The sequence below is a fragment of the Parabacteroides hominis genome, from assembly GCF_014287585.1.
Classification (GTDB): Bacteria; Bacteroidota; Bacteroidia; order Bacteroidales; family Tannerellaceae; genus Parabacteroides; species Parabacteroides hominis.
On sequence record NZ_JACOOJ010000030.1, the window covers coordinates 26,146 to 52,085 of the forward strand.

24 protein-coding genes and 2 pseudogenes are annotated in these 25,940 nt (G+C 47.9%); 4 read left to right on the plus strand and 22 right to left on the minus strand.

Annotation, left to right across the window (positions count from 1 at the left end; translation table 11 throughout):
* The first annotated feature begins 459 nt into the window (after nucleotides 1–459).
* Entirely contained in the window at nucleotides 460–657 is a 198-nt protein-coding gene (locus H8S65_RS14970) for a hypothetical protein (protein ID WP_186930709.1), read from the plus strand.
* Entirely contained in the window at nucleotides 654–929 is a 276-nt protein-coding gene (locus H8S65_RS14975; RefSeq protein ID WP_186930710.1) for a type II toxin-antitoxin system YafQ family toxin, read from the plus strand. The genes H8S65_RS14970 and H8S65_RS14975 overlap by 4 nt, the downstream gene beginning before the upstream one ends.
* Here the strand turns inward: H8S65_RS14975 and H8S65_RS14980 are convergent.
* The 16 genes from H8S65_RS14980 to bamJ (H8S65_RS15055) form a co-directional block, all read right to left on the minus strand.
* Nucleotides 911–1,516 (minus strand): hypothetical protein, encoded by a 606-nt coding sequence (locus H8S65_RS14980; RefSeq protein ID WP_186930711.1) that lies wholly within the window; start codon nucleotides 1,514–1,516, stop codon nucleotides 911–913. The two genes, H8S65_RS14975 and H8S65_RS14980, sit on opposite strands and share 19 nt — an antisense overlap.
* 11 nt (nucleotides 1,517–1,527) lie before the next feature.
* Nucleotides 1,528–2,019: an RNA polymerase sigma factor gene (locus H8S65_RS14985; RefSeq protein WP_186930712.1), complete on the minus strand. Its 492-nt coding sequence runs from the start codon at nucleotides 2,017–2,019 to the stop codon at nucleotides 1,528–1,530.
* A 102-nt stretch (nucleotides 2,020–2,121) separates the two neighbouring features.
* On the minus strand, nucleotides 2,122–2,715 hold the full coding sequence (folE, locus tag H8S65_RS14990; protein ID WP_186930713.1) for a GTP cyclohydrolase I FolE: 594 nt from the start codon (nucleotides 2,713–2,715) through the stop codon (nucleotides 2,122–2,124).
* 1 nt (nucleotide 2,716) lies between these two features.
* A complete protein-coding gene (locus H8S65_RS14995; RefSeq protein ID WP_186930714.1) occupies nucleotides 2,717–3,217 on the minus strand; it encodes an SPOR domain-containing protein in 501 nt (166 codons plus the stop codon).
* A gap of 104 nt (nucleotides 3,218–3,321) precedes the next feature.
* Nucleotides 3,322–4,083 (minus strand): triose-phosphate isomerase, encoded by a 762-nt coding sequence (tpiA, locus tag H8S65_RS15000; protein ID WP_186930715.1) that lies wholly within the window; start codon nucleotides 4,081–4,083, stop codon nucleotides 3,322–3,324.
* Nucleotides 4,084–4,115: 32 nt separating this feature from the next.
* Nucleotides 4,116–5,390: a BT_3928 family protein gene (locus H8S65_RS15005; protein WP_186930716.1), complete on the minus strand. Its 1,275-nt coding sequence runs from the start codon at nucleotides 5,388–5,390 to the stop codon at nucleotides 4,116–4,118.
* Between the two features lie 21 nt (nucleotides 5,391–5,411).
* Nucleotides 5,412–5,969, minus strand: a complete 558-nt coding sequence (locus H8S65_RS15010) for a DUF1599 domain-containing protein (RefSeq protein ID WP_186930717.1) — start codon at nucleotides 5,967–5,969, stop codon at nucleotides 5,412–5,414.
* A gap of 139 nt (nucleotides 5,970–6,108) precedes the next feature.
* Nucleotides 6,109–7,356, minus strand: coding sequence for a peptidoglycan DD-metalloendopeptidase family protein (locus tag H8S65_RS15015; RefSeq protein WP_186930718.1), 1,248 nt, complete (start codon nucleotides 7,354–7,356; stop codon nucleotides 6,109–6,111).
* A 210-nt stretch (nucleotides 7,357–7,566) separates the two neighbouring features.
* Nucleotides 7,567–9,663: an ATP-dependent DNA helicase RecG gene (recG, locus tag H8S65_RS15020; RefSeq protein WP_186930719.1), complete on the minus strand. Its 2,097-nt coding sequence runs from the start codon at nucleotides 9,661–9,663 to the stop codon at nucleotides 7,567–7,569.
* Nucleotides 9,664–9,673: 10 nt separating this feature from the next.
* Nucleotides 9,674–10,369 (minus strand): 2-C-methyl-D-erythritol 4-phosphate cytidylyltransferase, encoded by a 696-nt coding sequence (locus H8S65_RS15025; protein ID WP_186930720.1) that lies wholly within the window; start codon nucleotides 10,367–10,369, stop codon nucleotides 9,674–9,676.
* On the minus strand, nucleotides 10,369–10,557 hold the full coding sequence (gene xseB / locus H8S65_RS15030; RefSeq protein WP_005640546.1) for an exodeoxyribonuclease VII small subunit: 189 nt from the start codon (nucleotides 10,555–10,557) through the stop codon (nucleotides 10,369–10,371). Before xseB ends, H8S65_RS15025 begins: the two co-directional genes overlap by 1 nt.
* 22 nt (nucleotides 10,558–10,579) lie before the next feature.
* A complete protein-coding gene (gene xseA, locus H8S65_RS15035) occupies nucleotides 10,580–11,926 on the minus strand; it encodes an exodeoxyribonuclease VII large subunit (RefSeq protein WP_186930721.1) in 1,347 nt (448 codons plus the stop codon).
* On the minus strand, nucleotides 11,907–13,277 hold the full coding sequence (locus tag H8S65_RS15040; RefSeq protein ID WP_186930722.1) for a S8 family peptidase: 1,371 nt from the start codon (nucleotides 13,275–13,277) through the stop codon (nucleotides 11,907–11,909). Before H8S65_RS15040 ends, xseA begins: the two co-directional genes overlap by 20 nt.
* Nucleotides 13,278–13,691: 414 nt before the next feature.
* Nucleotides 13,692–14,159, minus strand: coding sequence for an Lrp/AsnC family transcriptional regulator (locus H8S65_RS15045; protein ID WP_186930723.1), 468 nt, complete (start codon nucleotides 14,157–14,159; stop codon nucleotides 13,692–13,694).
* A 174-nt stretch (nucleotides 14,160–14,333) separates the two neighbouring features.
* Nucleotides 14,334–15,044, minus strand: a complete 711-nt coding sequence (gene bamJ, locus H8S65_RS15050; RefSeq protein ID WP_186930724.1) for a BamJ family beta-barrel-assembly machinery protein — start codon at nucleotides 15,042–15,044, stop codon at nucleotides 14,334–14,336.
* A 14-nt stretch (nucleotides 15,045–15,058) separates the two neighbouring features.
* Nucleotides 15,059–15,646, minus strand: a complete 588-nt coding sequence (gene bamJ / locus H8S65_RS15055) for a BamJ family beta-barrel-assembly machinery protein (RefSeq protein WP_186930725.1) — start codon at nucleotides 15,644–15,646, stop codon at nucleotides 15,059–15,061.
* 504 nt (nucleotides 15,647–16,150) lie between these two features.
* Here bamJ (H8S65_RS15055) and H8S65_RS15060 point away from each other — a divergent pair.
* Both H8S65_RS15060 and H8S65_RS15065 read left to right on the plus strand, forming a co-directional pair.
* A complete protein-coding gene (locus tag H8S65_RS15060; protein WP_186930726.1) occupies nucleotides 16,151–17,341 on the plus strand; it encodes a glycoside hydrolase family 76 protein in 1,191 nt (396 codons plus the stop codon).
* 12 nt (nucleotides 17,342–17,353) lie between these two features.
* Entirely contained in the window at nucleotides 17,354–18,823 is a 1,470-nt protein-coding gene (locus H8S65_RS15065; protein WP_186930727.1) for a glycoside hydrolase family 125 protein, read from the plus strand.
* A 131-nt stretch (nucleotides 18,824–18,954) separates the two neighbouring features.
* Here the strand turns inward: H8S65_RS15065 and H8S65_RS15070 are convergent, their stop codons facing one another.
* The 6 genes and pseudogenes from H8S65_RS15070 to H8S65_RS15090 form a co-directional block, all read right to left on the minus strand.
* Entirely contained in the window at nucleotides 18,955–20,163 is a 1,209-nt protein-coding gene (locus tag H8S65_RS15070) for a hypothetical protein (protein WP_186930728.1), read from the minus strand.
* A 136-nt stretch (nucleotides 20,164–20,299) separates the two neighbouring features.
* Nucleotides 20,300–22,213 (minus strand): DUF349 domain-containing protein, encoded by a 1,914-nt coding sequence (locus H8S65_RS15075; RefSeq protein ID WP_186930729.1) that lies wholly within the window; start codon nucleotides 22,211–22,213, stop codon nucleotides 20,300–20,302.
* Nucleotides 22,214–22,419: 206 nt separating this feature from the next.
* Nucleotides 22,420–23,655: a sodium ion-translocating decarboxylase subunit beta gene (locus H8S65_RS15080; RefSeq protein WP_186930730.1), complete on the minus strand. Its 1,236-nt coding sequence runs from the start codon at nucleotides 23,653–23,655 to the stop codon at nucleotides 22,420–22,422.
* A pseudogene (locus H8S65_RS21405) lies at nucleotides 23,652–24,020 on the minus strand (acetyl-CoA carboxylase biotin carboxyl carrier protein); the annotation flags it as partial. The pseudogene H8S65_RS21405 and the gene H8S65_RS15080, both read right to left, overlap by 4 nt.
* Before the next feature lie 21 nt (nucleotides 24,021–24,041).
* Nucleotides 24,042–25,574: pseudogene (locus H8S65_RS15085) on the minus strand (hydroxymethylglutaryl-CoA lyase-like TIM-barrel protein); the annotation flags it as partial.
* Between the two features lie 24 nt (nucleotides 25,575–25,598).
* Entirely contained in the window at nucleotides 25,599–25,880 is a 282-nt protein-coding gene (locus tag H8S65_RS15090) for an OadG family protein (protein WP_186930732.1), read from the minus strand.
* Nucleotides 25,881–25,940: the final 60 nt, after the last annotated feature.

The window sequence follows — 25,940 nt, forward strand, 5'->3', positions numbered from 1 at the left end:
TCAGCAGACGGAGATGATTATTCCGGCTTTGCCGGTTCCTCTGTGGGTTTTTAAACCCTTTAAATATAATAAATTATGAAAAGGGCCTGAAGTCCACAGAGGAAGAGGCTTTGCCTCTAAATCTTTTAAACCGTCTGCTTCAGCAGACGGCAAAAGAGAGACTGACGGCTTTTTGGGAATTGCCGATACCCTATATGTTTTCCGAATCGACAAGAAAAAATGTCCACAATTTTCCAAAATATATGGGTTACAGAACAAAACAATACCATTTATACAACATATCCCCCAGGTTTAGGGGATAAAAAGGATAGGGTATCCCGCATTAAAATTTGACAGCCCCAAATATGACACAGAATAAAGTGGACAGAATATGCAGGTAAACGGTTTAATTGACTTTAATTTGCTGATACAAAGAAATTCACTAACTTTGTCTATACAATATATTAAATACTTAAGAATATGGACACAGCTATCAAAAAAGTAGAACTATCTCTTCCGGAAATGGATATGGCTTTGCTGAAAGAACTGGCAAAGAAGTTTGGTTGGAGTATCGGCAAGAAGAAATCAGGAATCCAAAAGGGTTTGGACGATATCAAGGCTGGACGGGTGCATAAAGCTAAAAATGCAGAAGATATGTTCAAACAAATATTAGGATGAGGTACGAACTAGAATATGCTAACAGTTTTAAGAAAGACCTTAAAACCTGTAAAAAAAGAGGGTACAACCTAACTTTACTGCAAGAAGTAATCGACCTATTGCAAGCAACCGGAACCCTTCCCGAACGCTACCGTCCGCATAAACTTAGCGGAAGCTATGAAGGGTTATGGGAATGCCATATCAAAGGCGATTGGCTCTTGATATGGCAACAAAACGATACGGAGCTTATCTTGGTTATGACCGACACCGGCACTCATACCGACCTGTTCTGATCCGGTTCTTCTTCGAACTCCTTCAATTCAGCCAGGCCTTTCTCTATTGCACAAATATTTTTCAGGTAAAAACGGGTTTGAAAAAACATTATGACGGAAGCCAATATAAACACTCCTGCCAAACGGACTTCCCAGTTACCGACAAGCTGGGTTTTTTCGATGAACAGGAACGCGATAAGGGCCGCCATGCCAATCCAGGAACCAATAACTGTGTTCCTCTTCATCCATAGCTTATAGGCTAATACCAATTTAGTCAGTTCGTAGATTTTCTTTTTCTCCATATCGAACCGGAGAAGGAGAGAAATGAAAAAAAGTTGCATAAAAAAGCCGATAACTATAGAGCCTTCCAGCAAAGCGAAGGAGAGCGGCTTCAAGACTATTTTACCAGTAGCAGCCAATACGGGAAACATGACACAAATCCCCAACACCAGTATCAATCCGAACAAATCAAAACGGAACAGCCGTTCATAAGCCGATTGTGTCCGGTTGGTTATCATCTCTTTGATGATCCTTTTGTTCAACATTTCGCTCTTTGCAAGCTGTTCATTCAAAATACTCCAGCCCGCTTTTAATTCTTCCAATTCCATATCCGTAACTTTTAACTATTCGACATTGCTTTTAATTTCTCACGAATACGATTGAGTTTGACTGCCACGTTGTTCTTGGAAATACCGATGATCTCGGCTATCTCCTGATAGCTCCTTTCCTCAAGCCAAAGCAGAATCAGTGCACGTTCGAGCTGGCCGAGTTTGTTGATCATCCGATAGAGTTCACGGAGTTGGGCCGTCTTGTCGCTGTCCTCTGCAAATGCTTCCAGATCGACTGAGATCGGGACCACTTCAGGTCTTCGTTTCGAACGGCGGAAAAAGGAAATACAGGTATTCAGGCCTATACGATAGACCCAGGTAGACGACTTACAATCGCCCCGGAAGCGAGGGTAAGCTTTCCACAAATTGATCACGACTTCCTGATAAAGGTCATTCAGGTGGTCGGCATCCGTCGCATAGACATAGCAGACCTTGTAAATGACCTGTTTGTATTCCTCCACAAGTGCGATGAACTCTTTTTCCTGTTGTTGAGTAGCTTTCATTCTCTCATCGTTTTATCTTATTAGTCGCATGCAAAGAGATAATATTACACGATAAAAGAAGAAAAAGTACTCTGGAAAATACAAACGGGTGTGACCAGGGTATTACCGGTTATGTTTGATCAGATTCATAAATTCTTCGCGCGTTTTGGCTTGCTGGAAGAATCCGGTGAAGTCGGAGGTCGTGGTCAGGGAGTTTTGTTTCTCGACACCACGCATCTGCATACACATATGTTGTGCCTCGATCACGACCATCACGCCTAACGGATCGAGTGTTTCCTGAATGCAGTCTTTGATCTGCATGGTCAATCGTTCCTGGATCTGAAGACGGCGGGCGAAGATATCCACGACACGGGGAATCTTGCTCAACCCTGTAATATATTTTTTAGGGATATAGGCGACATGGGCCTTTCCGAAGAAGGGCAACATGTGATGCTCACAAAGAGAAAAGAAATCGATATCCTTTACAATCACCATCTGTTTGTAGTCTTCTTCCTTGAACATGGCGCCGCGAAGCACGGCAGCCGGGTCTTCACGATACCCTTTGGTCAGGAACTGCATAGCCTTGGCTACACGTTCGGGCGTTTTCAACAGACCTTCACGGTCTACATCTTCACCAAGCAGATTGATAATACTTTTATAATGGCCGGCCAGTTCTTCGCGGGCCAGCAAAGTCTTCTCGTTTACTTCTTCACTCATTTCAATTCAATGGGATTTTTACTTCTTCCCTTACGATGTACATTTCTTTCTTATAGGCCGGGAATGCATCCATCAGGAGACGTTGCATGTGAAAAGCCTCTTCGTGTGAACGAAAATCACCGATACGCAGACGCCAGAACGGAGCATTGTACGTCACATAAGTCGGGACATCAGGGAAAAGTTCCTTAATTTCTTTTTCTTTCCGGAAAGCTTCATCTTTAGATTTACGCTGGTTATTACCGGAAAACACTTGTGTACGATAGCCTTGTATTTTCAGAAAGGCTGTGCTATCAGTCTTTTCCACCCCCTCGCCATGCAAACGTTTACCGAGCATGTTACGAAGAGCATCCGGCCCGCGCACCACAACAGTCCCTTTTCCGGGAACTCTTTCCTGCAAGGCGTCAATGATGTCTTCCGCCTGTCCATCGCCAGCCGTCTGAGCAGACAAAGCAGATGCGCCAAGCAACATACATAAAGAAAGGATACAAGATAGTCGTTTCATATCAGTTGAAAATTGAAAGTTGAAAATTGAAAGGTAAAAGAGTGAAAATCACGAATCGGCTGAAAGCCGAAACAACCTTCACCTTTTACCTTTCATCTTTCAACTTATTTATCAAATGCTTCAATAATCGGCATGAACTTATCGACAGCCAGAGAAGCGCCACCGATCAGACCACCGTCTACATTCGGTTTGGAGAACAATTCCTTAGCGTTGCCTGCGTTACAGCTACCACCGTAAAGGATTGTGCAGTTGTCGGCAATTTCCTGACCATATTTAGCAGCCAGAGTGGCACGGATATGAGCGTGGATTTCTTCAGCCTGGTCGGATGTAGCAGTTTTACCTGTACCAATAGCCCAAACCGGTTCGTAAGCCAGAACGATCTTAGCGAAGTCTTCAGCAGACAGGTCGAACAAAGATCCCTTGATCTGAGCATCTACAACTTCGAAATGCTTGCCGGCTTCTCTTTCTTCCAGAACTTCACCGATACAGAAGATCGGAGTCAGACCGTTAGCCAGAGCCAATTCAACCTTTGTTTTCAGGATTTCCGGAGTTTCGTGATAGTAAGCACGTCTTTCAGAGTGGCCTAAGATCACATATTTTGCACCTGTAGAAGCAACCATAGCAGCAGAAACTTCGCCGGTGTAAGCTCCTTTTTCCTTGTCTGCGCAGTTTTCAGCAGCAACACCGATCTTATTCGTGTCGATAGCAGCAGCAACGCTTGCCAAGTGAGTGAACGGAGTACCGATGATCACATCACAGTTAGGAGTTTTACCTTTAAGAGCTTCGTCCAAGCCTTTTGCCAAAGCAAGACCTTCAGGAAGGGTAGTGTTCATCTTCCAGTTTCCTGCAACAATATTCTTTCTCATGACTTAATTAATTAAATATGTAATACAAATAGTTATTTCTTTTCTTTCCGTTTGCGCCTGAAACGCAGCAGGTCATACATCCAAACGAGCAGCAAAGGTACGGTAAAAGTCAATAGGTTGGTTGCGAGGGCCCCATCTTCTTTACTTTTTATATTGCTCTCGTCTAAGCAGCGATCCATAACCGCCTTGACATCTTCCTCAGCCGGAATATCGTTGTAATGCCATTTACCCAGTATCGTACCGCCTTTCAGCAGCACCAGGCCGGGGTTGGAACGGATAATCGTCTTAAGCAGCACTTCGTCGGCCATCCGGAAAGGATATTCGGCTCCGGTATTGTCGCTCCAGGCATCGATCGCTTCCGGCGAAGAGCCCGTCACGCAATAGAACGGGATATCATGTTCGAGTGCATAATCATACACGCCGTTGATCTCATCCATTTGCTCGTCGTCCGCCTCTTCCAGCTTCGGAGCGACAAGCAGCAAAACAGGGCCGGGATTTCCGATGATTTCGTCCGTCACATCATCGCCCTCTCCATTGTAAATATTGAAAGCGGCAACAGGAGGCTGATAGCCTTTCTTGACCAATTCCGTTTTCGAATCCACGAACGTCCAGCTACTATCGTTTGCCGGATAGTCTTCAAGCGAGAACTCTTTCTTCACGCCGTCTTTTTCATACACGAACGTGTACTTGTATTCATCCTGCGGAGCCCCTTCGGGCATCTCCATCAACTGCGGTATATTCGCACCGATCTTATACGGACGGAAATCGATTACAGGCAGGTGATTGTAATTATAATAAGCGAAACCGACACCGAACAGGTAGGCATACAAAGCGACAAACCAATACACCCGGAAGGTAAAGCACTGGAACAAACGCTGGTTATAAATAAACGTAACAATAGCGGCAAGAGAGAGTATGATATTTTTAAAGAACGTTTCCCAATTGGAGATCACCAGCGCGTCCCCGAAACAGCCGCAATCCGATACGGGATCGAAAAGGGCCAGATATAAGGTAAGCGGCGTCATAAACGCCATAAACACCAAGACAAGGAAAGATACATACCGTCGGTACACCCCCAACAACATGCAGACACCGAGCGCAAACTCGATTGCCGAAAGGTTGAAAGACAACAGTACCGTAAAAGGTTGCAGCATATCCAGTCCGAAGGAAGCCAGGTATTCACCGATCTTGATCGCCCCTCCCACCGGATCGACCGCCTTGACAAAGCCGGAGAAGATAAATACAACCCCGATCAGCAAGCGGCACAATTCTGCCAATATCTTTAAAACGGCATCTTTACTCTTCACTTAACTTTCAACTTTTATCTTTCAATTATCAACTGCTTCTTCACCATATTCCAGCTTGATCAGGCCGAATAAAGCATAGTTGATCATGTCCATATAGTTGGCATCGACGCCTTCGGACACGATCGTCTTGCCTCCGTGGCTCTCGATCTGCTTCGTACGATAGAGTTTCATCAGGATCAGATCCGTATAGGAACTGATACGCATGCCGCGCCATGCCTCACCGTAATCATGGTTCTTCGCATACATCAGTTCTTTGGTTTCCGTGATGTATTTATCGTACAAGGCCAGCGCCTCTTCATTGCTTATATCAGTCGTATCGGCAAATCCTTTTGCCAATTGTATCAGGCCGATAACCCCATAGTTCACGATTGCGACAAACTCAGGACGGATACCTTCATCCACCATGCTCACACCTTTTATCTCAAGGCTGCGAATCCGGTTTGCTTTAATAAATATCTGGTCGGTCAGCGACTGCGGACGCATGATCCGCCACGAGGGACCGTAATCTTTCAACTTCTTTTCAAACAGTTCCCGGCATTGGGATATTACTTTCTCGAATTGTTCCTTCGTATCAGCCATACTTTCTTAGCATTTACATCCGTACAAAGATACGGATAAATCCATACCTGACCAAAAGAGAGGCTACTTTAGCCGGAAATAAAAAGAGCCATCCGTACACAACGGACAGCCCTTTATTATCGTATTTACTAAATCTTAATTATGAACAACGAAGCGCACGACCCAATTTCAGAATTGTAGTTTTTGTAATTCCATTCAATTCACATAGCTTTGAGACTGTCGTACCATATTTAGCGGCAATGGCGCCCAACGTGTCACCTGATTTCACGCGATGGTAAACAGGGGTAGCCTCTTGCTGCCCGGCTTTGGAAGCCTGGTTGATTGAAGCGACTGCTGCAGCATCGGCCGCAACGGTTGTCTTCACTGTTTGCTTTACGCTTGCAGAAGCAGTCGGTTTCGACTTCCCGCCTTTAGAAGACGTGACCGCACCGGCACTGCAACGAATAGACTGTCCGATTCGCAAAACAGACGTGCCTTTCAATCCGTTCAGACGGCACAATTCATTCACGCTGGTTCCGTATATCCGGGCAATCTTGCCTAACGTATCACCTGATTTCACACGATGGTAAACCATCCGGTCGGAAGAAGAGGTATAGATATTGCTTCTGCGCCCGTTGATCTTTACGTTATGGAAAACATAAGTATCCTGGTGAGGAACACCATTTTCGAAATCTATAATTTCAGCCGGATTAATAGCCTGTCCTAAGAAGCGGGTTTCAAAATGAAGATGAGAACCGGTAGAACGTCCCGTGTTACCGCCTAAAGCGATCGGATCACCGGCATGAACGATATCGTTCGGTTGCACAAGGGCCTTGGATAAATGTCCGTATACGGTTTCAAGCCCGTTCGGATGGCGGATTACCAAATAATTGCCATATCCACGGCGTTCAAAGTTCTTAATACGAACTTTACCGTCAAATGCTGCGCGGATCGTATCGCCGATTAAAACTTTCAAGTCGATACCCCGGTGCATACGACGACGGCGCGGACCATATTTGGAAGTAATTCTTGCCATCGAATCGATGGCTATCGGATAAACAAAAGAAGAACAATCGATTGCAAACGAATCCGGGAAATTTACCTTTGCAGTAGTTCCACGGAACGGATCGACCCACTGGTTTTCCCAGTTGGAACCGTATAATTCATCAGCGGGAAACATCAAATCCTCTTTCGCTTCCATCGCCCTTTCATTAATGGTAGCAAGCTCCTTCAATTCCATATTTTTCCGGATGCCTACACGGTCTGCCATCAATTCGGAGACACGTTTATCCATCTTCTTAATATATACAACTTGCTTCGGAGCCTCTTTGTCTTCTTGTGCTTTAGCCTCGACGGCTGATACCAAAATAGTGGTACAACAAATAAATAGTAATGCTCGTATCTTCATTATTTTTATCACTTTCAACAGTAATCCACGATGAAAAATCATGATATAGAATGGTTTATTTCATCGTCATCTCGTCAAAGTTCGTAATTTTGGATAAGCCGGCAAAATCCAATAACGAAAAATTTCCGCAATGAAACCGAAGAAAAGCAAAACCAAACTTTTTACCCTTTGATTTACATGTAATTAAAACAAAACATGTTTCACAACATATTAACTGATCATTCCCCAGTTTACCTTCTTTGCAAAGAGAGTTTTCAGCCGTTCGTTCAATATCCGGTTAGGTTCGGATAATAAATCGGGATCTTCGTTCAAAACATCCTGTGCTATATCACGTGCATACTGAAGGATTTGTCCATCGGCTGCCAGGTTTGCGATCTTAAGGTCTATTCCCTCTCCACTCTGGCGTGTTCCTTCCAGGTCACCATGACCGCGCAGGCGCAGATCGGCCTCGGCGATCTCAAAACCGTTGTTGCTGCTCACCATTATTTCGAGACGTTTGCGTGTCTCGTTGCTCAGCTTATAGGAAGAGACAAGCACACAATATGACTGCTCCGCTCCACGTCCCACCCTGCCACGAAGCTGATGCAACTGGGAAAGGCCGAAACGTTCGGCGCTTTCGATGACCATCACGGAAGCGTTCGGCACGTTCACGCCAACTTCTATCACAGTCGTTGCCATCAATATCTGAGCCTCGCCGGAAATAAACTTCTGCATTTCCGCATCTTTGTCGGCCGCTTTCATCTTTCCGTGAACCATACATACTTTATATTCCGGGAAAACTTCTTTGAATGTCTCGAAACCTTCTTCCAGATTCTTGTAATCCAGCTTCTCGCTGCCTTCGATCAAAGGATAAACGACATAGATCTGCCGGCCCTGTTCGATCTCCTTACGGAGAAAGTCGTAAAGTTGCGCTTTCTTATTATCATAGCGGTGCACGGTCTGGATCGGTTTACGTCCGGGTGGCAACTCATCGATCACCGAGACATCCAGATCGCCGTATAACGTCATGGCAAGCGTCCGGGGGATAGGCGTCGCGGTCATCACTAAGACATGCGGGACGACCGCATTTTTCGTCCACAGGCGGGAACGCTGTTCCACTCCGAAGCGGTGCTGTTCGTCTATAATCGCCAGACCGAGAGAGGAAAAGACGACCGTCTCTTCGATCAGCGCATGCGTCCCGATCACGATCTGGATTTCACCGCTCGCGATAGCCGGCAATATCTTATTCCGTTCCTTCTTTTTCGTCGAGCCGGTCAGCAGGGCTACTTTTATATCCATATCTTTCAGGAAACCCATGACTGTCGCATAATGCTGAGTCGCCAGTATCTCCGTCGGCGCCATCATGCAGGCCTGGCAATGGTTATCTACCGCCAACAGCATGGAGAGCAAAGCCACCAATGTCTTCCCGCTTCCCACATCTCCCTGCAGAAGACGGTTCATCTGCCGTCCGCTTCCCATATCGGCACGAATCTCACGGACAACGCGTTTCTGCGCATTCGTCAGCTCGAAAGGCAGATATTCTTTATAGAACGTATTGAAATAGTCTCCGACGGAAGGAAAGACAATCCCTTTCAACTTCAACTTGCGCAGGTTGGAAGTACGGAGAATATTAAGCTGGATGAAAAACAACTCGTCAAACTTCAGGCGCAATTGCGCTTTCCGCAATTTATCGACCGATTCGGGGAAATGCACATTCCGTATCGCTTCCGGAAACGACATCATCCGGATACGGCTCAAGATACCCGGAGAGAGCGTTTCAGGCAGCGTCCAGTTCAAACCGCTCAACAAAGTGTACTGCAAATTCTGGATCGCCCGTGAATTGAGGAACGACTTCTTCATCTTCTCAGACGTATTATAGAACGGAGTCAAGCCGTTGGCAACCTTATCCGCCTGGTCCAGAGAGTCTATATCCGGGTGGGGAATATTATAGATATGCCCGAACTCGGTCGGTTTGCCAAACACGATATAATCGACGCCGGTCTTGATCTTGTCCAACACATAGTTGATCCCTTTGAACCAAACCAGGTCGATCGTGCCCGTCCCGTCCGTAAATTTCCCGATCAACCGTCGTGTACGTCCTTCGCCTACCGTATCGAAAAACAAGATGCGCCCCTTCAACTGTATATAAGGCATATCCCCGGTCACTTCCGCAACCTTGTAGAAACGACTCCGGTCAATGTATTTGTACGGAAAGTAGAACAGCAAGTCTTCATACGAAGAAATGCCGGCTTCCTTCTGCAATATTTCCGCCTTTTTCGGGCCAACGCCCGGCAGATACATGATTGAACGTTTGTCGAGATCGAGCATATACGAATATTTATTTTACGAGTAACGCCTTTGCCACCAACAGATCGAACGGAGTCGTAATCTTTATGTTTTCCCGGTTTCCCGGAACAGTCCTGACCGTATGTCCGAAAGCCTCCACAACCGAAGCGTCGTCGGTAAAAAACTCTGAGTAAGGTTGTTCGTATGCTTTCAAAAGCAAATCATAATCGAAAACCTGCGGGGTTTGCACCGCCTGATAACGTGAACGGTCGACCGGATGACTGGACTCGCCGGAAAACTCGCGGAGAGAATCGACCACAGGCACGACCGGGATAGCAGCTCCCGACGCTTCGGCCTCGGCAAAACATTGCTCGACAACTTCAGGTGCGACAAAAGGCCGTACCCCGTCATGCACAGCCACCAGTATCTTTTCATCCCTTCCGGCTGCATTTCCAATCTCATCCGAAAGGAAATTCAATCCGTTGCGAACAGAATGGAAACGCGTTTCGCCTCCGTTTGCAATCCGATGCGGAACCTTACAACCGATCTCCCGGCAAAGCATCTTCCAATAAGGTTGGTGATCTTCCGGGAGCACCAGGATCAAACCGGCAGACGCATCCCAACGGTGAAAAGCCTCCAACGTATGCATCAGGACAGGCTTTCCTTCCATCGGGATAAACTGCTTCGGCAAGTCGCCTCCCATGCGCAGCCCGCGGCCTCCGGCGACAATCAGCACATATTTCTTCATTACTCCAGTTCCTCCAATACTTTCTTGACCTCTTCGTCGGCCTTGTAAAGTTTTTCCTTACACAATTTGATCAAGCGGGTCGCTTCCTTTACCTTTTCAGAAAGAATGTCAACATCCAGATCGCCGTTCTCTATGTCGGCGACGATCTTACGGAGTTTCTCTACTGCTTCATTATATGTTTCTGCCATGATGGGATTTATGATTTTTGATTTATGATTTATTTACTGCAAGGACTGTCGAGTGTACTTCACCGTCCGCAAAACGGGTTACCAACTCCTCGCCGGCCTCCAATCCGGCGGCCTGTTTAATAATCTTGCCGTCCTTTAACGTCAAGCTGTAGCCCCGCTTCAATACATAGTCGGGAGAAGCCATCTTGATGAACTGTTCGGTCAACTGGACAAAGCGGTTCCGCTCTGCCAAACAGGCTTCCGCGCGATTTGCCAAACGCACTTGCATCGCATCCAACTTCGATGCCTGTAGCTTCAGAAATGCATGGGCATTCGCCGGTAATTGCATGCCTATCCGTTGGAGCAGCGAACGATTCCGTTCGATCCGGTTTACCGCCAGGACAGGAAGGCGGCTTCCCAACAACTGAAGGAGGTTCTTTTGCCTGGACAGGATATCGGTTGCCAACGAACAAACGTCCTGTTGCAACTCTTCCACCTCCCCGGCAGCTTTGTCCATCTGCCCGACCAGGAACTCGGCTACGGCCGTCGGCGTTTTCATCCGCGTGTGGGCAACCATATCCAGGATCGTATCATCCCGTTCGTGCCCGATACCGGTTATAATAGGAAGCGGGAATTGTGCGCAATTTGCTGCCAAGAGATAGGAATCGAAACTATTCAGGTCCGAAGTAGCGCCACCGCCCCGGATAATCACGACCACATCGAAACAGTCGGCATAGCGGTACACCCGGTCCAATGCCGCAATCACGGACTCTTCCGTCCGTTCGCCCTGCATAAGAGCCGGAAACAGTTTCGGATAGAAAGGATAGCCGGCCTTGTTGTTTGCCAACTGGTTAATGAAGTCTTCGTATCCGGCAGCCGTTGGCGAAGTGATGACAGCGATCCGCTTCGGCAACGTTGGCAACGGCAATTCCTTATTCAGCGTGAAAACGCCCTCTTCCTTCAATTGCCGGATGATTTCCATCCGTTTCCGGATCATGTCTCCCAACGTATAGGCCGGATCGATATCCAGCACGGTCAGGCTATACCCGTAAAGTTCGTGAAACTCGATCGACACTTTCACCAGCACTTTCAGGCCGGAGGCAAACATCTGCCCGGTTTCCATCTCAAAATAAGGCTTCAACATCCGGAAAGTCTTTGCCCAGATGGAACCGCGCGCTTTTGCCACCAACTGGCCGGTTATCGCGTTCTTCTCGATAAACTCCAGATAACAGTGCCCGGACGCAGCATTCGTACGCACGTCGCTCATCTCGGCACGCACCCAGCACGTCTCGGGGAATGCATTCAGGACAGCCCCTTTCACCCGATTATTCAGCTCCAGCAAAGAGAACTCCTGCCGCTCCTGATTCTTATTATTTTGTCCGTACCCCATTTTTCCTTTCCTTTTTATACGCTTTATAGAAATCGGGAATGCCGTATCCTAACTCCGTATCCGGATGTTTATATTGGTTGGACGAACGATGCAGCAGTTCGATCACCTCCCTGTTATTCAACCAAGGCAGTGATTGCCAGAGGCAAACTCCCATCCCGGCAAGGATAGGCGTGGCAAAAGAGGTCCCGTTCGCATACCTGACACTGCCGCCCGGACCTATCACGCAACTGCTCGTACCCAACGCTACGGCATCCGGTTTCACGCGCCCGTCAGCCGTAAAGCCTACGGAGCTGAAACCGCTTTTCTTTTTATCTTCATCTATCGCACCGACCGTAAAGATCCCGGCAGCATCCGATGGAAAGGTGATCTTTTCCCAATCGCCGTTCCCTTCATTACCGGCACTGCAAAATACGAGTATCCCTTTTTCGGCAGCCAGGTTAGCCGCCCGGCTGATCATGGCGGTCTTGCCATCCAGGGCTGCCTGGTCGTACGACAACTCATCCGCATCAAAAGCAAAATATCCGAGCGACGAAGAGATCACGTCCACACCGGCACTGTCCGCATATTCGACTGCGGCAGTCCAATAGTCTTCCTCAACCGGGTATTCGGAATCGCTGTCCTCGCTCTTAAGTAGCAGGTAAGAGGCTTTCGGAGCGGTCCCGACCATCACACCCGGAACATCGGCAGCGAGGCAGGAGAGGACTTTCGTCCCGTGGTCATCCCCGACAAACACGCTTTTACCGGGAAAAACGACATTATGCGTTCCTAACAACCTGAGCGAATCGAAAGCCGCCATCCGGTCCGCATTCATAAAACCGGCATCGATCACTGCCACCCGCATTCCTTCGCCCCGGAAACCGGCTTCATGCAATTTAGTCCCGTTCAGCATCTTGATCTGTTTATGAGCATAACCGTATTTATTATGCAGAGGTTCATCCTCCGGCACGAAACGGTCTTCTCCCTTTTCCTCAGCCGGGACCCGCAGGTTCCCTTTCCATATCCACTTGACGGAATCGACAATTGCCAACTGTTGCAATTGTTCGGCCACCGCACTGTCGGGGCTTTCCACCACGACGGTCGCAAACCACTTGCTTTGTACGACCGGGGTCGCACCTGTTTCAGACAGCATGTCGATATACGACCGGGATATGGGGAAGTCGGCATCCGTCACGGCAATGTCATTTTTCGTTCTCCGCTCGATCGCCTCTTTGGAAAGATAGGCTTCCGGTTCCTCCACCCGGTAACCGTCGTCCCCCTTGTCTTTCAGATAGACGCGAAAGCGATAATTCTCCCCAGCCCATAGCCAGGCCGGAAGACAACAGAGAAACAGTATTGACAGATATTTTGACATTGTTATTATTGTTATTGGGTAAATGATGATTTATGGGTAAGCAAACAGACAAGGCTGCGGCACGTGCCGCAGGCTCTCTTTTGCCGTCTGCTTCAGCAGACGGTTAAAAAGGTCTGGAGGCAAAGCTTCTTCCTCTGTGGACTTCAGTCCCTTTCCATATATTCTATTTAAAGGGGTTAAAACCCACAAAGGAACCGGCAAAGCCGGAACAATCATCTATCCGTCTGCTGAAGCAGACGGCAAAAGAGAACTTGCGGCACAAGACTTGTCTTAGGGCTGTAAACCCTAAGACATTGTTGCTATAAATACACCGATAAATCATCAATTATCTTTTTCTGCAAAAATATAAATTGTATGGCATATAAAAAAGCCCGGCGACTCATTCGAGGCCGGGCCCATACGTTCTATTTTTTCTTATTCGGAAATATCGCAAATAGGGATTTCACGTTTTACACTCTGACGCAAAGAGATAAGCGTTTCCGTAGCGGTCACACCCGGAATTTCCTGTATCCGTGTATTCAGCAACTCCATCAGGTGTTCATTGTCGCGTGCGTATAACTTGATCAGCATTGTGTACGGCCCGGTCGTAAAATGACATTCGACCACTTCCGGAATCTTCTCGAATTCAGGAACCACGTCTTTGTACATCGAACCGCGTTCCAGTTTGACGCCGATATAAGTGCACGTGTTGTAACCTAAAATCTTCGGATTAATATGATAGCCTGACCCAACGATCACATTCATATCAATCATGCGTTGTACCCGTTGATGAATAGCTGCGCGCGAAACGCCACATTCTTCGGCTACATCCTTGAAAGGAATCCTGGCATTCTTTGAAATAATGTTCAATATCTGCCGGTCCAGTTTGTCTATCTTCTCCATTGCTTGCTTACTTTACTTTCCTTTTTTAGATTTAATGTATCAAAAGTATATAATTAATTTCAATACTATATCATTGTGAAAGAAAAAAGTATGAAATAAATAATAAAAGCGGGCGAAAAATGCTATTTAACATATTTCGCCCGCTTAATATCGTATAAAACGACAGTTTGTCTCTTATTTATCTTTTACGATGTCCAGCAATTCGATTTCGAATTTCAGTGTGCTGTTCGGTTTGATATCCTGTCCTGCGCCACGTTCGCCGTAAGCCAAGTCGGAAGGAACCCAGACGATATATTTAGAACCTACCGGCATCAACTGCAGAATTTCCGTCCAGCCTTTGATTACGCCGCCAACCGGGAACTCAGCCGGTTCGCCGCCACGGTCCATAGTGCTATCGAATTTAGTTCCGTCCAACAAAGTGCCAGTGTAGTGGACTTTCACTTTGTCATCGGCAGTCGGCTTAGCGCCTGTGCCTTCCGTTACAACCTGATACTGCAAACCGCTTTCAGTCGTGATAATGTCTTTCTTTGTTTTGTTTTCAGCCAGGAACTTTTCGCCTTCTTCTTTCGTCTTTTTAGCATCTCTTGCAGAAGCTTCCATGAAGTAAGTCTGGACATAAGCCTGAGCAGCCTGCGGAGTCATCTTCATCGCGGAAGAATCGCCTTTGATAGCCTGCACAAAACCGGCGATCAGATCGTCTACGTTAGCAGGATCGCCCGGCAGAGTTTTCAAGTTATCTTTGTAACCTGCACCCGTGCTGATACCGATGGCATAGCTCACGCTATCTGCGGCAGTCTTCAGGGATGCGCTTTTGTGTGAATCACCACATGATGTGATACCCATAGCTACAATCGCTGTAGCAACCAATACACTAATCTTTTTCATTTTTCTCTATTATGTTATTTTACTATGTCCAACAATTCAACATCGAAAACCAATGCGCTGTTCGGTTCGATCGCATCACCCGCACCATGCTCGCCGTAAGCGAGGTTCGAAGGGATGAAAAGGCGCCATTTGGAACCTACCGGCATCAACTGCAACGCTTCCACCCATCCTTGGATCACCTGCGACACCCCGAACACGGCGGGTTCGCCACGCTGTACAGAACTGTCGAATACCGTTCCGTTGATCAATGTACCATGATAATGACATTTTACCTTGTCGGAAGCAGTCGGCTTGGCGCCTTCGCCTTGCTTCAACACCTGATACTGCAAACCGCTGGGTAACGTAACGACTCCGGCCTTTCCTTTATTGATATTCAGGAATTCCTCTCCGGCTTTCTTATTAAGCTCCAGTCTTTCTTTCTGAAGATTCATGAAGTAATCGTTCATAACCTGTTTTGCTTCATCGTAACTGATTTCCGGCTCTGCTCCGCTGAGCACATCCTTCAAACCTTTTACAAAATCCTCTACCTGAAGATTATTAATGCCTGAGTTCTGGAAATTATTTCCGATACTTAAGCCAAGTGCGTAACTAATCTTATCCATTCTTTTTCTTTTCAACTAATTATGAACCACAAAAGTAATGCTTTTAACCACACAAACAGCAAACGGCAACACTTTTTTATTACATTTGCATCACTTATGGGAGTGCGAGCTCCATGTGCATTGCCAAAAATGTCTATGTAAAAGCAATGTAAGAACAGAAGCTAATGAATATTTGTTCAGCCTCGACATCAGAGAATTCAAATTCCTGCACCAGAAAGTTGCCTGCCGACAATTGTCGACAGGTTTGCCCACAATTGTCAGCAAGTTTGCCGATGATTGTCAGCAGGCCTGCCGACAATCGTCGGCAAGCAACTGCCCGCCGGGGAAATTTATTTTTCCCAAAGGGGAATCTTAAATACATGCCACTCGATACGAGGCAAGGTCAGCTCTTCTTTTTCGAAGGACTTTATGCAAAAATGACTCTTCCGTTCAGTTCGTAAGGGCAAGACTTAGTGACAATATAGAATAAATAGTATCTTTGCGAAGAAAATATTCTATTAGACCATGAAACAATTGACATTACTGATTATTCTTTGTAATTGCCTGCTGTGGGGAACGTCTTGTAATTCTTCGACGGCATCCTCCTCTGCCGATCGCGACCTTGTGATCGCCGACTCCATGTTTACCAACATCCTGAACAAGTACAACGTCGAGAAATACGGCTTGCTGCAGGAAACCTATCCGGCCAATCCCGACAACCAGGTGACGTATCTGGCGGAAGGTTCGGAACAGAAACGCAATCAGGAAGTGTCGTTCCTATGGCCCTATTCCGGGATGCTGTCGGGTGGGATTGCGCTTTACAAGACAACGGGAGACGAGAAATACCTGAAAGTGCTGGAAGAACGGATCCTGCCGGGGCTGGAACGGTATTGGGATAACACCCGCGAACCGTTCTGCTACCAGAGCTATCCGATGTTCAACGGGGAGAGCGACCGCTTTTATGATGACAACGACTGGCTGGCAATCGACTTCTGCGACCTGTATGCCCTGACGAAAAACGAGAAATATCTGGAAAAGGCGAAAGCGCTTTATTCCTATATATATAGCGGATGGGACGATGTGTTAGGCGGCGGCATCTACTGGTGCGAGCAAAAGAAGACATCCAAGAACACCTGTTCCAATGCACCGGCTGCCGTGCTTTGCATGAAACTTTATAATCTGACAAAAGATAACGCTTACTTGGAACAGGCAAAGAAAACGTACGATTGGACCAAAAGCAACCTACGCGATCCGGAAGACTTTGTTTACTGGGACAATGTCCGCCTCGACGGAAGCGTGGACAAGGCGAAATATACTTACAACAGCGGACAGATGATACAGGCTGGCGTCCTGCTCTACCAGCAATCGGGCGACGAAGCTTACCTGAAAGACGCGCAGGAAACAGCCGGAGGCGCTTACCAACGCTTCACCGAAGTGCGCAAGGCCGCCGACGGGACCGAGACACGTTTCTACACCGCCAGCCCGTGGTTCAACGTGATCCTGCTGCGCGGCCTGACGGCTCTCTACGAAGTAGACCATAACGCCGCATACATACGGACGATGGCAGACAACGCCCGCTATGCCTGGGATCATACCCGCGACACGAACGGTTTCCTCGACAACGACTGGACGGGCGTCAAGACCAAAGAGCACAAGTGGCTTTTGGACAATGCCTGCATGGTCGAACTCTTCTCCGAAATCAATAACATCAAATAAATAGCAAACAAGATGACAACACGCAGAAACTTTCTGAAAACAGGTGGCCTCTCGCTGGCTGGCCTGATGGTGGGGCAGAACTCATTCGCCCGTCTGGCCGGAAAAACGGAAAACGGCGCGATCGGCACGGCCTCCGCCATGCAATACGTGTGCAAACGTCCTGCACCGGAAAAACGACAGTTCACATCCGCAGCAGTGGAAAAGGCAATCGCCACCACCAAAGCAATGCTGAAAGACCCGAAGCTTGCCTGGATGTTCGAGAACTGTTTCCCCAATACGTTGGACACGACCTGCGAGCATAAGGTGGTAAACGGCAAGCCCGACACTTTCGTGCTGACCGGCGACATACACGCCATGTGGTTGCGCGACTCTTCCGCCCAGGTATTCCCACATATACAGTTTGCCAACGACGATCCGAAGGTGAAAACCATGCTTGCCGGCGTTATCAACCGACAGACCTGGTGCATCAACATCGACCCGTATGCAAACGGTTTCAACGAAGGCCCGACAGGCAGCGAATGGGAAAGCGACTTTACGGACATGAAACCGGAACTGCACGAGCGCAAATGGGAAATCGATTCGCTCTGCTACCCGATCCGCCTCGCTTACCATTTCTGGAAGAAGACAGGCGACACTTCTCCTTTCGATGCCGAATGGGATAAGGCGATGAAATCAATCTACAAAACATTTATCGAGCAGCAACGCAAGGACAACCTCGGTCCGTATAAGTTCAGACGCAAGACAGACCGCCAGGGCGACACCTTGCTGAACGACGGTTGGGGCAGCCCGGTCAATCCGGTCGGCCTGATCGTATCTTCTTTCCGCCCGTCGGACGACGCGACGCTGTTCGGTTTCCTGATCCCGTCGAACCTGTTCGCCATCACTTCGCTCCGCCAGTTGGCAGAGATGATGCGCGAGATCAAAAACGATAATGATTTTGCCCGCCGTTGTGATTCTTTGGCGGACGAAGTCGCGGCTGCCGTCGAGAAATACGGTATTGTCAATCATCCGGAATATGGCAAGGTATATGCATTCGAGGCCGATGGTTTCCACAATCATGTTTTTATGGACGATGCCAATGTTCCGAGCTTGCTCGCGCTGCCTTACCTGGGATGTGTGGATATGGACGATCCGGTTTATCTGAACACGCGCAAGTTGGTGCTTAGCGATGCGAATCCTTATTTCTTCCAGGGAAAAGCCGGCGAAGGCATTGGCGGTCCGCATATCGGCTTCGATTTTATCTGGCCGATGAGTATCATCATGCGTTGCAACACGACCCACGATAATGAGGAAATCCGCAAATGCGTCAAGATGTTGCGCGATACGGATGCCGGGACAGGCTTCATGCACGAATCTTTCCATAAGGATGATCCCGGCAACTTCACCCGTTCCTGGTTTGCCTGGGTAAACACGTTGTTCGGCGAAATGATCTACCGCCTGGTAAAGGAAGGGAAGGTCGACATTCTGAATAATTTAGGATAACAAGGGAATAAATGGGGATTTCCGGCGTATAATATGGATGAGGAATCTGTAAATAATGGTGGTCCCGTAGGAGGTTGTGTCACAACCTCCTACGAAAACACCCGTGTACAGACGGCTTGCAAATATCAGAATCAGAAAACCAGCATGTAGGCCCTGTATTTAGTCTCTTTCGTGACCGGGCAAAGAGAAATGTAACCCTCTCTTATTTTCCCGTCTTTCATTTCAAGCGGATAAGCCTTCTTCATGAAGCAGTGGCGTTCGTAGGCTTCCCCCGGTTTACTTTCGTATGTGATACTCATATCTCCCCGTGCCTTAGGAGCCAGGTATTTTTGGCTGATGCGCAAGGCTACCATCCCCATTGTATAGCGCATGTTCACTTCTATACAGGGATGTATGGCGAATTCGCCATCTGCTTTTCTGCGATAGACCAACATATCCACGCCCAGGTAACCGGTATAGATATTGCCATATATTTGCCGGATTGCCTCCCCGACGGCTTCTTTCAATTGCTGGAATTTGTCTCCGAAATTTTCAACAAAGAAACTTTCCAGATACGTCTGTTCGCCCAATACATTTCCGGAATAAGCCCCTTTCTTTTCTGCTCCGAATACAGAAAGCCCTTCATAGCGTATATTCCCGTTCCCGTCCGAATAAAACTCCATCGCGAAATCCTGGTATTTGTTCAGTGCGCATTCTATGCTGACACATCCCTGCTTATTCAGCGCCCCTTCGATCCAGGCACGGTCTTTTGCGGTCAATTTGCGTTCCGGCAACCAGAGCAAGCCCCTGCCGGAAGACGAATAGGGAGTCTTCAACACGAAAGGAGCATTCTGGAGGATCAGGTATTTTTCCACTTCCCTCACTTTTTTGCAGAATTTAGGTGATACCGGCACATCCATGTCAGGCAGAAGTTCCCGTATCTTATCCAGACATTCGGCTGCTGTCCGGCGGCTTGTCAACCGGGTATATTCTTCTTTCCATTCAGGGATGGCAAGATTCAGGTTGCCGCTTTTCCGGAGCTTTTCAAAAAGGGAATGGCTATGCGGAGAAAGTCCCCAGGGAGCAGCCTGCATTTCGGGCAGGCTATCCTTCTGCTTTTCGATCTCCTTGCTGGAGATCAGCTTGGCAAACGGCCTGAACTCCTTTGGTTGTAAAGAGAAGAAACGCGGTGAAGTGATCTCTTCCGTAAAAACAAAATCCTCCGGGTCCGCGTACCAGGCAGGAAGATAGGATAACTCCCTGATCATCCTTTGCACGTTTGCAGGCGGAGTGTAATTTTCAGAGCCTTGTAGTATGGCGGTTTCGTGTCCTGGATTAAAGAAATGTATTTTAGGTTTCATGCTATATGTATATAATATATATATGATTTAGACACGGATTACACGGATTTACACGGATCAATTTCTTTTCTTTTCCGTGTAAGTCCGTGTAATCCGTGCCTAAAATATATCGATCGATTTACGGAATTTTGCCGTTTTATTCGAGGTTTTCGTCGATGGCATCAATCTTTTTAATAATGAGTGCCATTTCGTCTTTTAGTTTATCGATCTTGCGTTCCATCTCTTTGAGTAAGCCGCCGCCGCCTTTGGAGGAGATGCTCAGGAACCCGATGTTGTTTTCGTAAGTTTGAAGTTCGTTCTTCATCCGTTCGTACATGCGCATCAGTTTTTCCCGTTCGCCGTAGAGTTTGCCTTTGCCCCGTTCGCCGCTGCTCATGTCGTTGAGGTTACTGCGGAAAGTCTGCATCTTACGGTCGTTCTGGTCGACTTTGAGGCGGTCGAACTGTTTGTCGACTGCTTCGTGATACTCCTTGTAAATCCGGTCTTTCTCTTTGAAAGGAACGTGGCCGATCGTATTCCATTCTGCCATACATCCTTTCAGAGTAGCGAGTGCTTCGTCGTGGTCAGCTTCGTCGATTGCATTGATCTTTTCAATCAAAGCTTTTTTAGCTGTTAGGTTCGTTTGTTCCACGCTCTTTTGCGAAGATACATTCTTGTTCTTTTGTTCGAAGAAATAGTCGCAAGCCGAGATGAAACGTTTCCAGACTGCATCGGAATGTTTGCGGGCTACCGAGCCGATCGTCTTCCATTCTTTTTGTAAAGCGATCATCTTTTCGGTCGTGCTCTTCCAATCCGTACTGTCTTTCAATGCTTCGGCTTTTTCACACAAGGCTTTTTTTAGTTCGAGATTCTTTTCCATCCCGTCCTTTATATTCTTGTAGAATTCGCTTTTACGGTTGAAGTAAACGTCGCAGGCAGCACGGAAACGTTCGAATATCTTCACGTTCGATTTCTTCGGGGCGAAGCCGATTGTTTTCCATTTGTCCTGCAAGGCAATTACTTCCTTGTTCTTTTCTTCCCAATCTCTGAATGACTTCAGGGCGGCATAATCGATGTTTTCTATCTGTTCGCAGATCGCAGTCTTCGCTTCCAGGTTTTCCTGCTCTTTCGCTTTCAGGCCTTCGAAATGTTCCTGGTGGCGTTTGTTGATGAGCGTGGAGGCTGTTTTGAAGCGGGTCCACAGGTCTTCGCGCAGGTCTTTCGCTACCGGCCCGATCTCGCGCCATTGCTGGTGCAGTTTCTGAAGTTGGTGGAAAGCGGATACGACATCCGGTTCTGTTTGCAGTTTCTCAACGGTTTCGCAAAGAGCCGTTTTCATCTCCAGGTTCTTCTTGAAGTCGTAATCGCGGAACTGGTTGTTTATCTTGATGATGTCATAGAACTTCTCGCTATATATCTGATAGTTCTTCCACAGTTCGCTGACATGCTCCTGTGGAACGGCTTTCACTTCTTTCCATCTCTGCTGGATGTCTTTGAAGTCGTTATATAGTTTGTTGAAATCTTCCTGGCTTTCGGTCAGAACTTTCAGCTGGTCGATCAGTTGGAGTTTCAACGCATAATTGGCTGCCTTAACCCGTTCTTCTTCGGCAAGGATAGCAGCTCGTTTTTCTTTGTAGACGTTGAGCAGTTCTTTGATCTTGTTTTCTGTTTCATCTTCGGGGGCAACAAAATCCTTTTCTTCGCCACCGGCAGTAAGGAATGCTTTCTTCAATTCGTCCACTTCGCTCCGGTGGAGTTTGTAATAAGCCTGTTTGAGTGCTTCCACCTCGTTGCGCGTCGCGTCTGCTGCCGCTCCGACCAAACCGGTCAGTTTCTCCAGAATTTCTTCTTTCGACAATTTCCCCGCAGCCGCAACAGTCTCTTCACCTGCCGCAGCTTCGTCTGTTTTGACTTCTGCTTCAGATGTTTCTTCTGCTGCAACTTCGACATCCGGTGTTTCGTTTGTTACAACTTCTTCCGCCGTGTTTTCCGGTGTTGTTTCCGGAGCTTTAGTTTCTTCCAATTTGCCGTTTTCTTCAACAGGCAAATTAGCTTCGTGAGTGTCCTTCATATTCAATCGCATTTAAGAAAAGGATAAATGTATCCTATATCAAGTCACAAATTAAAGTAAATATTTTGGGATTACAGCATTCGGAAGCAAATAATTTGCAGGTAGATGTTAAATTAAGCACGGATTTCACGGAAAACGCGGAAAGAAAATAAATTTATCCGTGTAAATCCGTGAAATCCGTGCCTGAATATAATCCGTGTTTGAAATTATCCTAAGAATGAGATCAATACGCCGGCGGCTACGGCAGAACCGATAACGCCGGAAATGTTGCTGGCCATGCAATATTGAAGTACATGGTTCTTGGGATCGTATTTCAGTGCGATTTCATTTGCGACGCGGGAAGCCATCGGTACGGCGCTCAGCCCGGTCGCTCCGATCAGCGGATTGATCTTTTTCTTCGTAAAGAGGTTGAATAGCTTGACGAAGAAGATACCGCCTGCAATGGAAAGGGCGAACGCAAGGAAGCCTCCGACCACGATGCCGATTGTCGTGAAGTTCAGGAATGCTTCGGCCGTCATGGTTGCACCGACCGATAATCCTAAGAAGATGGTCGCTGCGTTCATAATGCTGTTCGAAGCAGCATCGAACAGGCGGAATGTATTGGTTCCGATCTCCTTTACCAGGTTACCGAACATCAACATGCCGATCAAAGGAACCGCGCTCGGGACGAACAGGGCCACGACCGTAGTCACCACAATCGGGAAGATGATCTTCAGGACGCGCAGGTTCTTGATCTCCGTCGTGGACGGGTATTTCTTTTCCTGCTCCTTCATATTGATGGACAGTTCTTTCTTCGAACAAAACAGTTTGACTACCAACGGGATGATGACCGGAACCAGCGCCATATACGAATAAGCGGCAATGGCGATCGGCCCTAACAGGTGCGGAGCCAGTTTGATGGTCGTGAAGATGGCGGTCGGTCCGTCCGCGCCTCCGATAATACCTAAAGAAGCTGCTTCCTTAGGAGTGAATCCCATCAGGATGGCAACCAGCAGCACGGTGAAAATACCCAACTGGGCAGCCGCTCCGAAGATGGACAAGCGAAGGTTGCGCAGCATCGGCCCGAAATCCGTCAATGCTCCCACACCCATAAAGATGATAGGAGGAAGGAACCCGGTCTTGATCAGCATGTAGTAGATGAAGTTCATCAGCCCCAACTCATGCGCAATGTCATGAAGCGGCATTTCCCAGATGTTCTTCATGACGCCATGCACGTTGATCAGGCCGTTTTCGTCAGCCTGTATCACACCCATATCGCCTCCGGGGAAGTTGGCAAGCAACACGCCGAATGCGATCGGTACGAGCAATAACGGTTCATACTGTTTTTTTATACCTAAATAAAGCAGTATGAACGCAATGGCATACATGATCAGAAACTGCGGTTCAGCAATGATATTGCTGAACGCAGTCATCTCATACAGATTTTGAAATATCTCGTTCATTCCTGTATCGTCATTAATACGTCATCTTCAGAAACCGCGTCACCGGCAGCTAAGCAGATCGCAGTGACTGTCCCGCCGAATTCAGCACGTACGGCATTATATGTCTTCATGGCTTCCACATAGCAAAGCACATCGCCTTCCTTTACGACATCTCCCACTTTTACAGGCGTGTCGGAAGCTCCTTTCACCAGGAAGAATTTACCTTCCAGCGGCGAGAGCACTTCTTTGCCGGAACCGGCCGGAGCGGCAGCGGGGGCGGATGTGGCAGCAGGAGCAGCCTGTGTTTCTGCCGGGGCGGCATTTGTTGTATCTCCGAATGCGACGGTAACCTTGTAGGCTTGACCGTTTACGTCGACAGTCATTACTTGCGGTGTTGTCGGCATAGCCATTGTTACGCTGGCAGGGGCAGCCGGTGCGGATGCGGCAGGAGTGGCAGCCGGGTGTGCAGCCGTCTGTTTTTCAGATCTTTTCTTGGCTACGTCGGCTTTGAATTCCACTTTGGCTTTTCCCGAACGATAGGCTTCGTATTGTGCCGGGTGCATGGCGTATTCAAACAGTTCTTCGTCGTCTTCGCCTGTTTCCCATTGCTTCTCGTTCATCAGTTTGCGATACTTGTCGAGCGCGTCAGGATAGTTGTCCTGCGGGTTCCCTTCGAAGAATTTGCGTCCTTCGGCTTTCGCTTTTTCGATGATTTCGGGGGCTAACGGTCCCGGCAGGCGTCCGGCCTTGCCTAAGATCATGTCCCAGATATCGTCGGCGATCATGCTCCAGCGGGCTTTCCCTTTTTCCATCTGCATCACGTTCATAAGCGCCAGGTTCTTGACATACTGGCTGAACGGCGTAACCAATGGAGGATAGCCGACGCGCGGCCAGACGTATGCCACTTCGTCGAACAGCTTGATCAACAACTGGTCCTGGCTCATGAGCGGCTTGTTGTTCTTGATATTGCTCTTGTTGATTGTCTCCAGGTTCTTTTCGAGATCGGACATGAGGCTTCCCATCATGCCGCCCGGCAGTCCCGGGCCGATCAGCAACGAATTCATCAGGCGGTTCTTCGGGCTGATGTACAAGCCGAGGAAGTCATCCATGAACTCCTGGATCAGGCTGCGGACTTTCATATAAGCCTCCATGTTGATTTCCGGCACTTTGTAACCGGCGTCTTTCAACATCGCCTGCACGGTCAGCAAGTCCGCATGGCCTGTGCCCCATGAAAGCGGTTCCATGCCTACGTCGATGTAATCGCAACCGGCGTTGCATACTTCCAGGATCGAAGCCACGTTGAATCCGGGACCGGCATGGCTGTGGTACTGGACCGGGATTTCCGGATGCTTGGCTTTGATGTTCGCGACGATCTGCCCTAAGGAATGCGGGCGGCCGATGCCGGCCATGTCCTTGATGCAGATTTCGTCTGCCCCCAGTTCGATCAGTTCCATTGCCATCTTGGTGTAGTATTCGACCGTATGGATAGGAGAGTGGGTGATGCACAACGAGCATTGCGAGATCATCCCTGCCGCTTTCGCGTATTTGATGGAAGGAGCAATGTTGCGGACATCGTTCAGTCCGCAGAATGTACGGGCGATATCTGTTCCCTGTGCTTTCTTTACCTGGTAGAATAACTGGCGAACGTCGTCAGGCACGGGACTCATGCGCAGGCCGTTCAACGCACGGTCCAGCATGTGGGTTTGTATGCCGGCTTCGTGGAACGGTTTCGTCCATTCGCGTACGGCTCTGTTTGGGTTTTCGCCGAATAATAAATTAACTTGTTCGAATCCTCCGCCATTGGTCTCTACGCGGGCGAAGCAGCCCATCTCGATAATGGCTGGCGCTACCCGTGTTAGCTGGTCTACGGTGGGGACATATTTTCCGGCAGATTGCCACATGTCACGGAAGACCAAACTAAATTTGATTTCTCTTTTCATGATATAATATATGTATAAGTACTCTTATAATTTCTCGATCTTAACGACTTTCCCTTTTCCGCCGGTCATGACACTAACGGCCGATACGATAGCGGCGGTAGTCTGGTTCGTAATGCCGGCAACCGGTGTGGATGTAACCACTTGTCTTTGTGTTGCTACTTGTTTTTTTACAAGAGTCTCTTCGGGCGCATATTTGTTTACCAGTACGATCAGGCCCTTCCCAAGATTGATAACGATCAGCAGGATTGCAAAAACAGTGGTCATTCCTACAACCATTAACAAAAGTCCAGTTTCTAAGTTTTCCATACTCATTAATTGACGGGAAAGCGTGCGGTTGGTGTGGCTGGCACAATCTCTCCCAAGTTA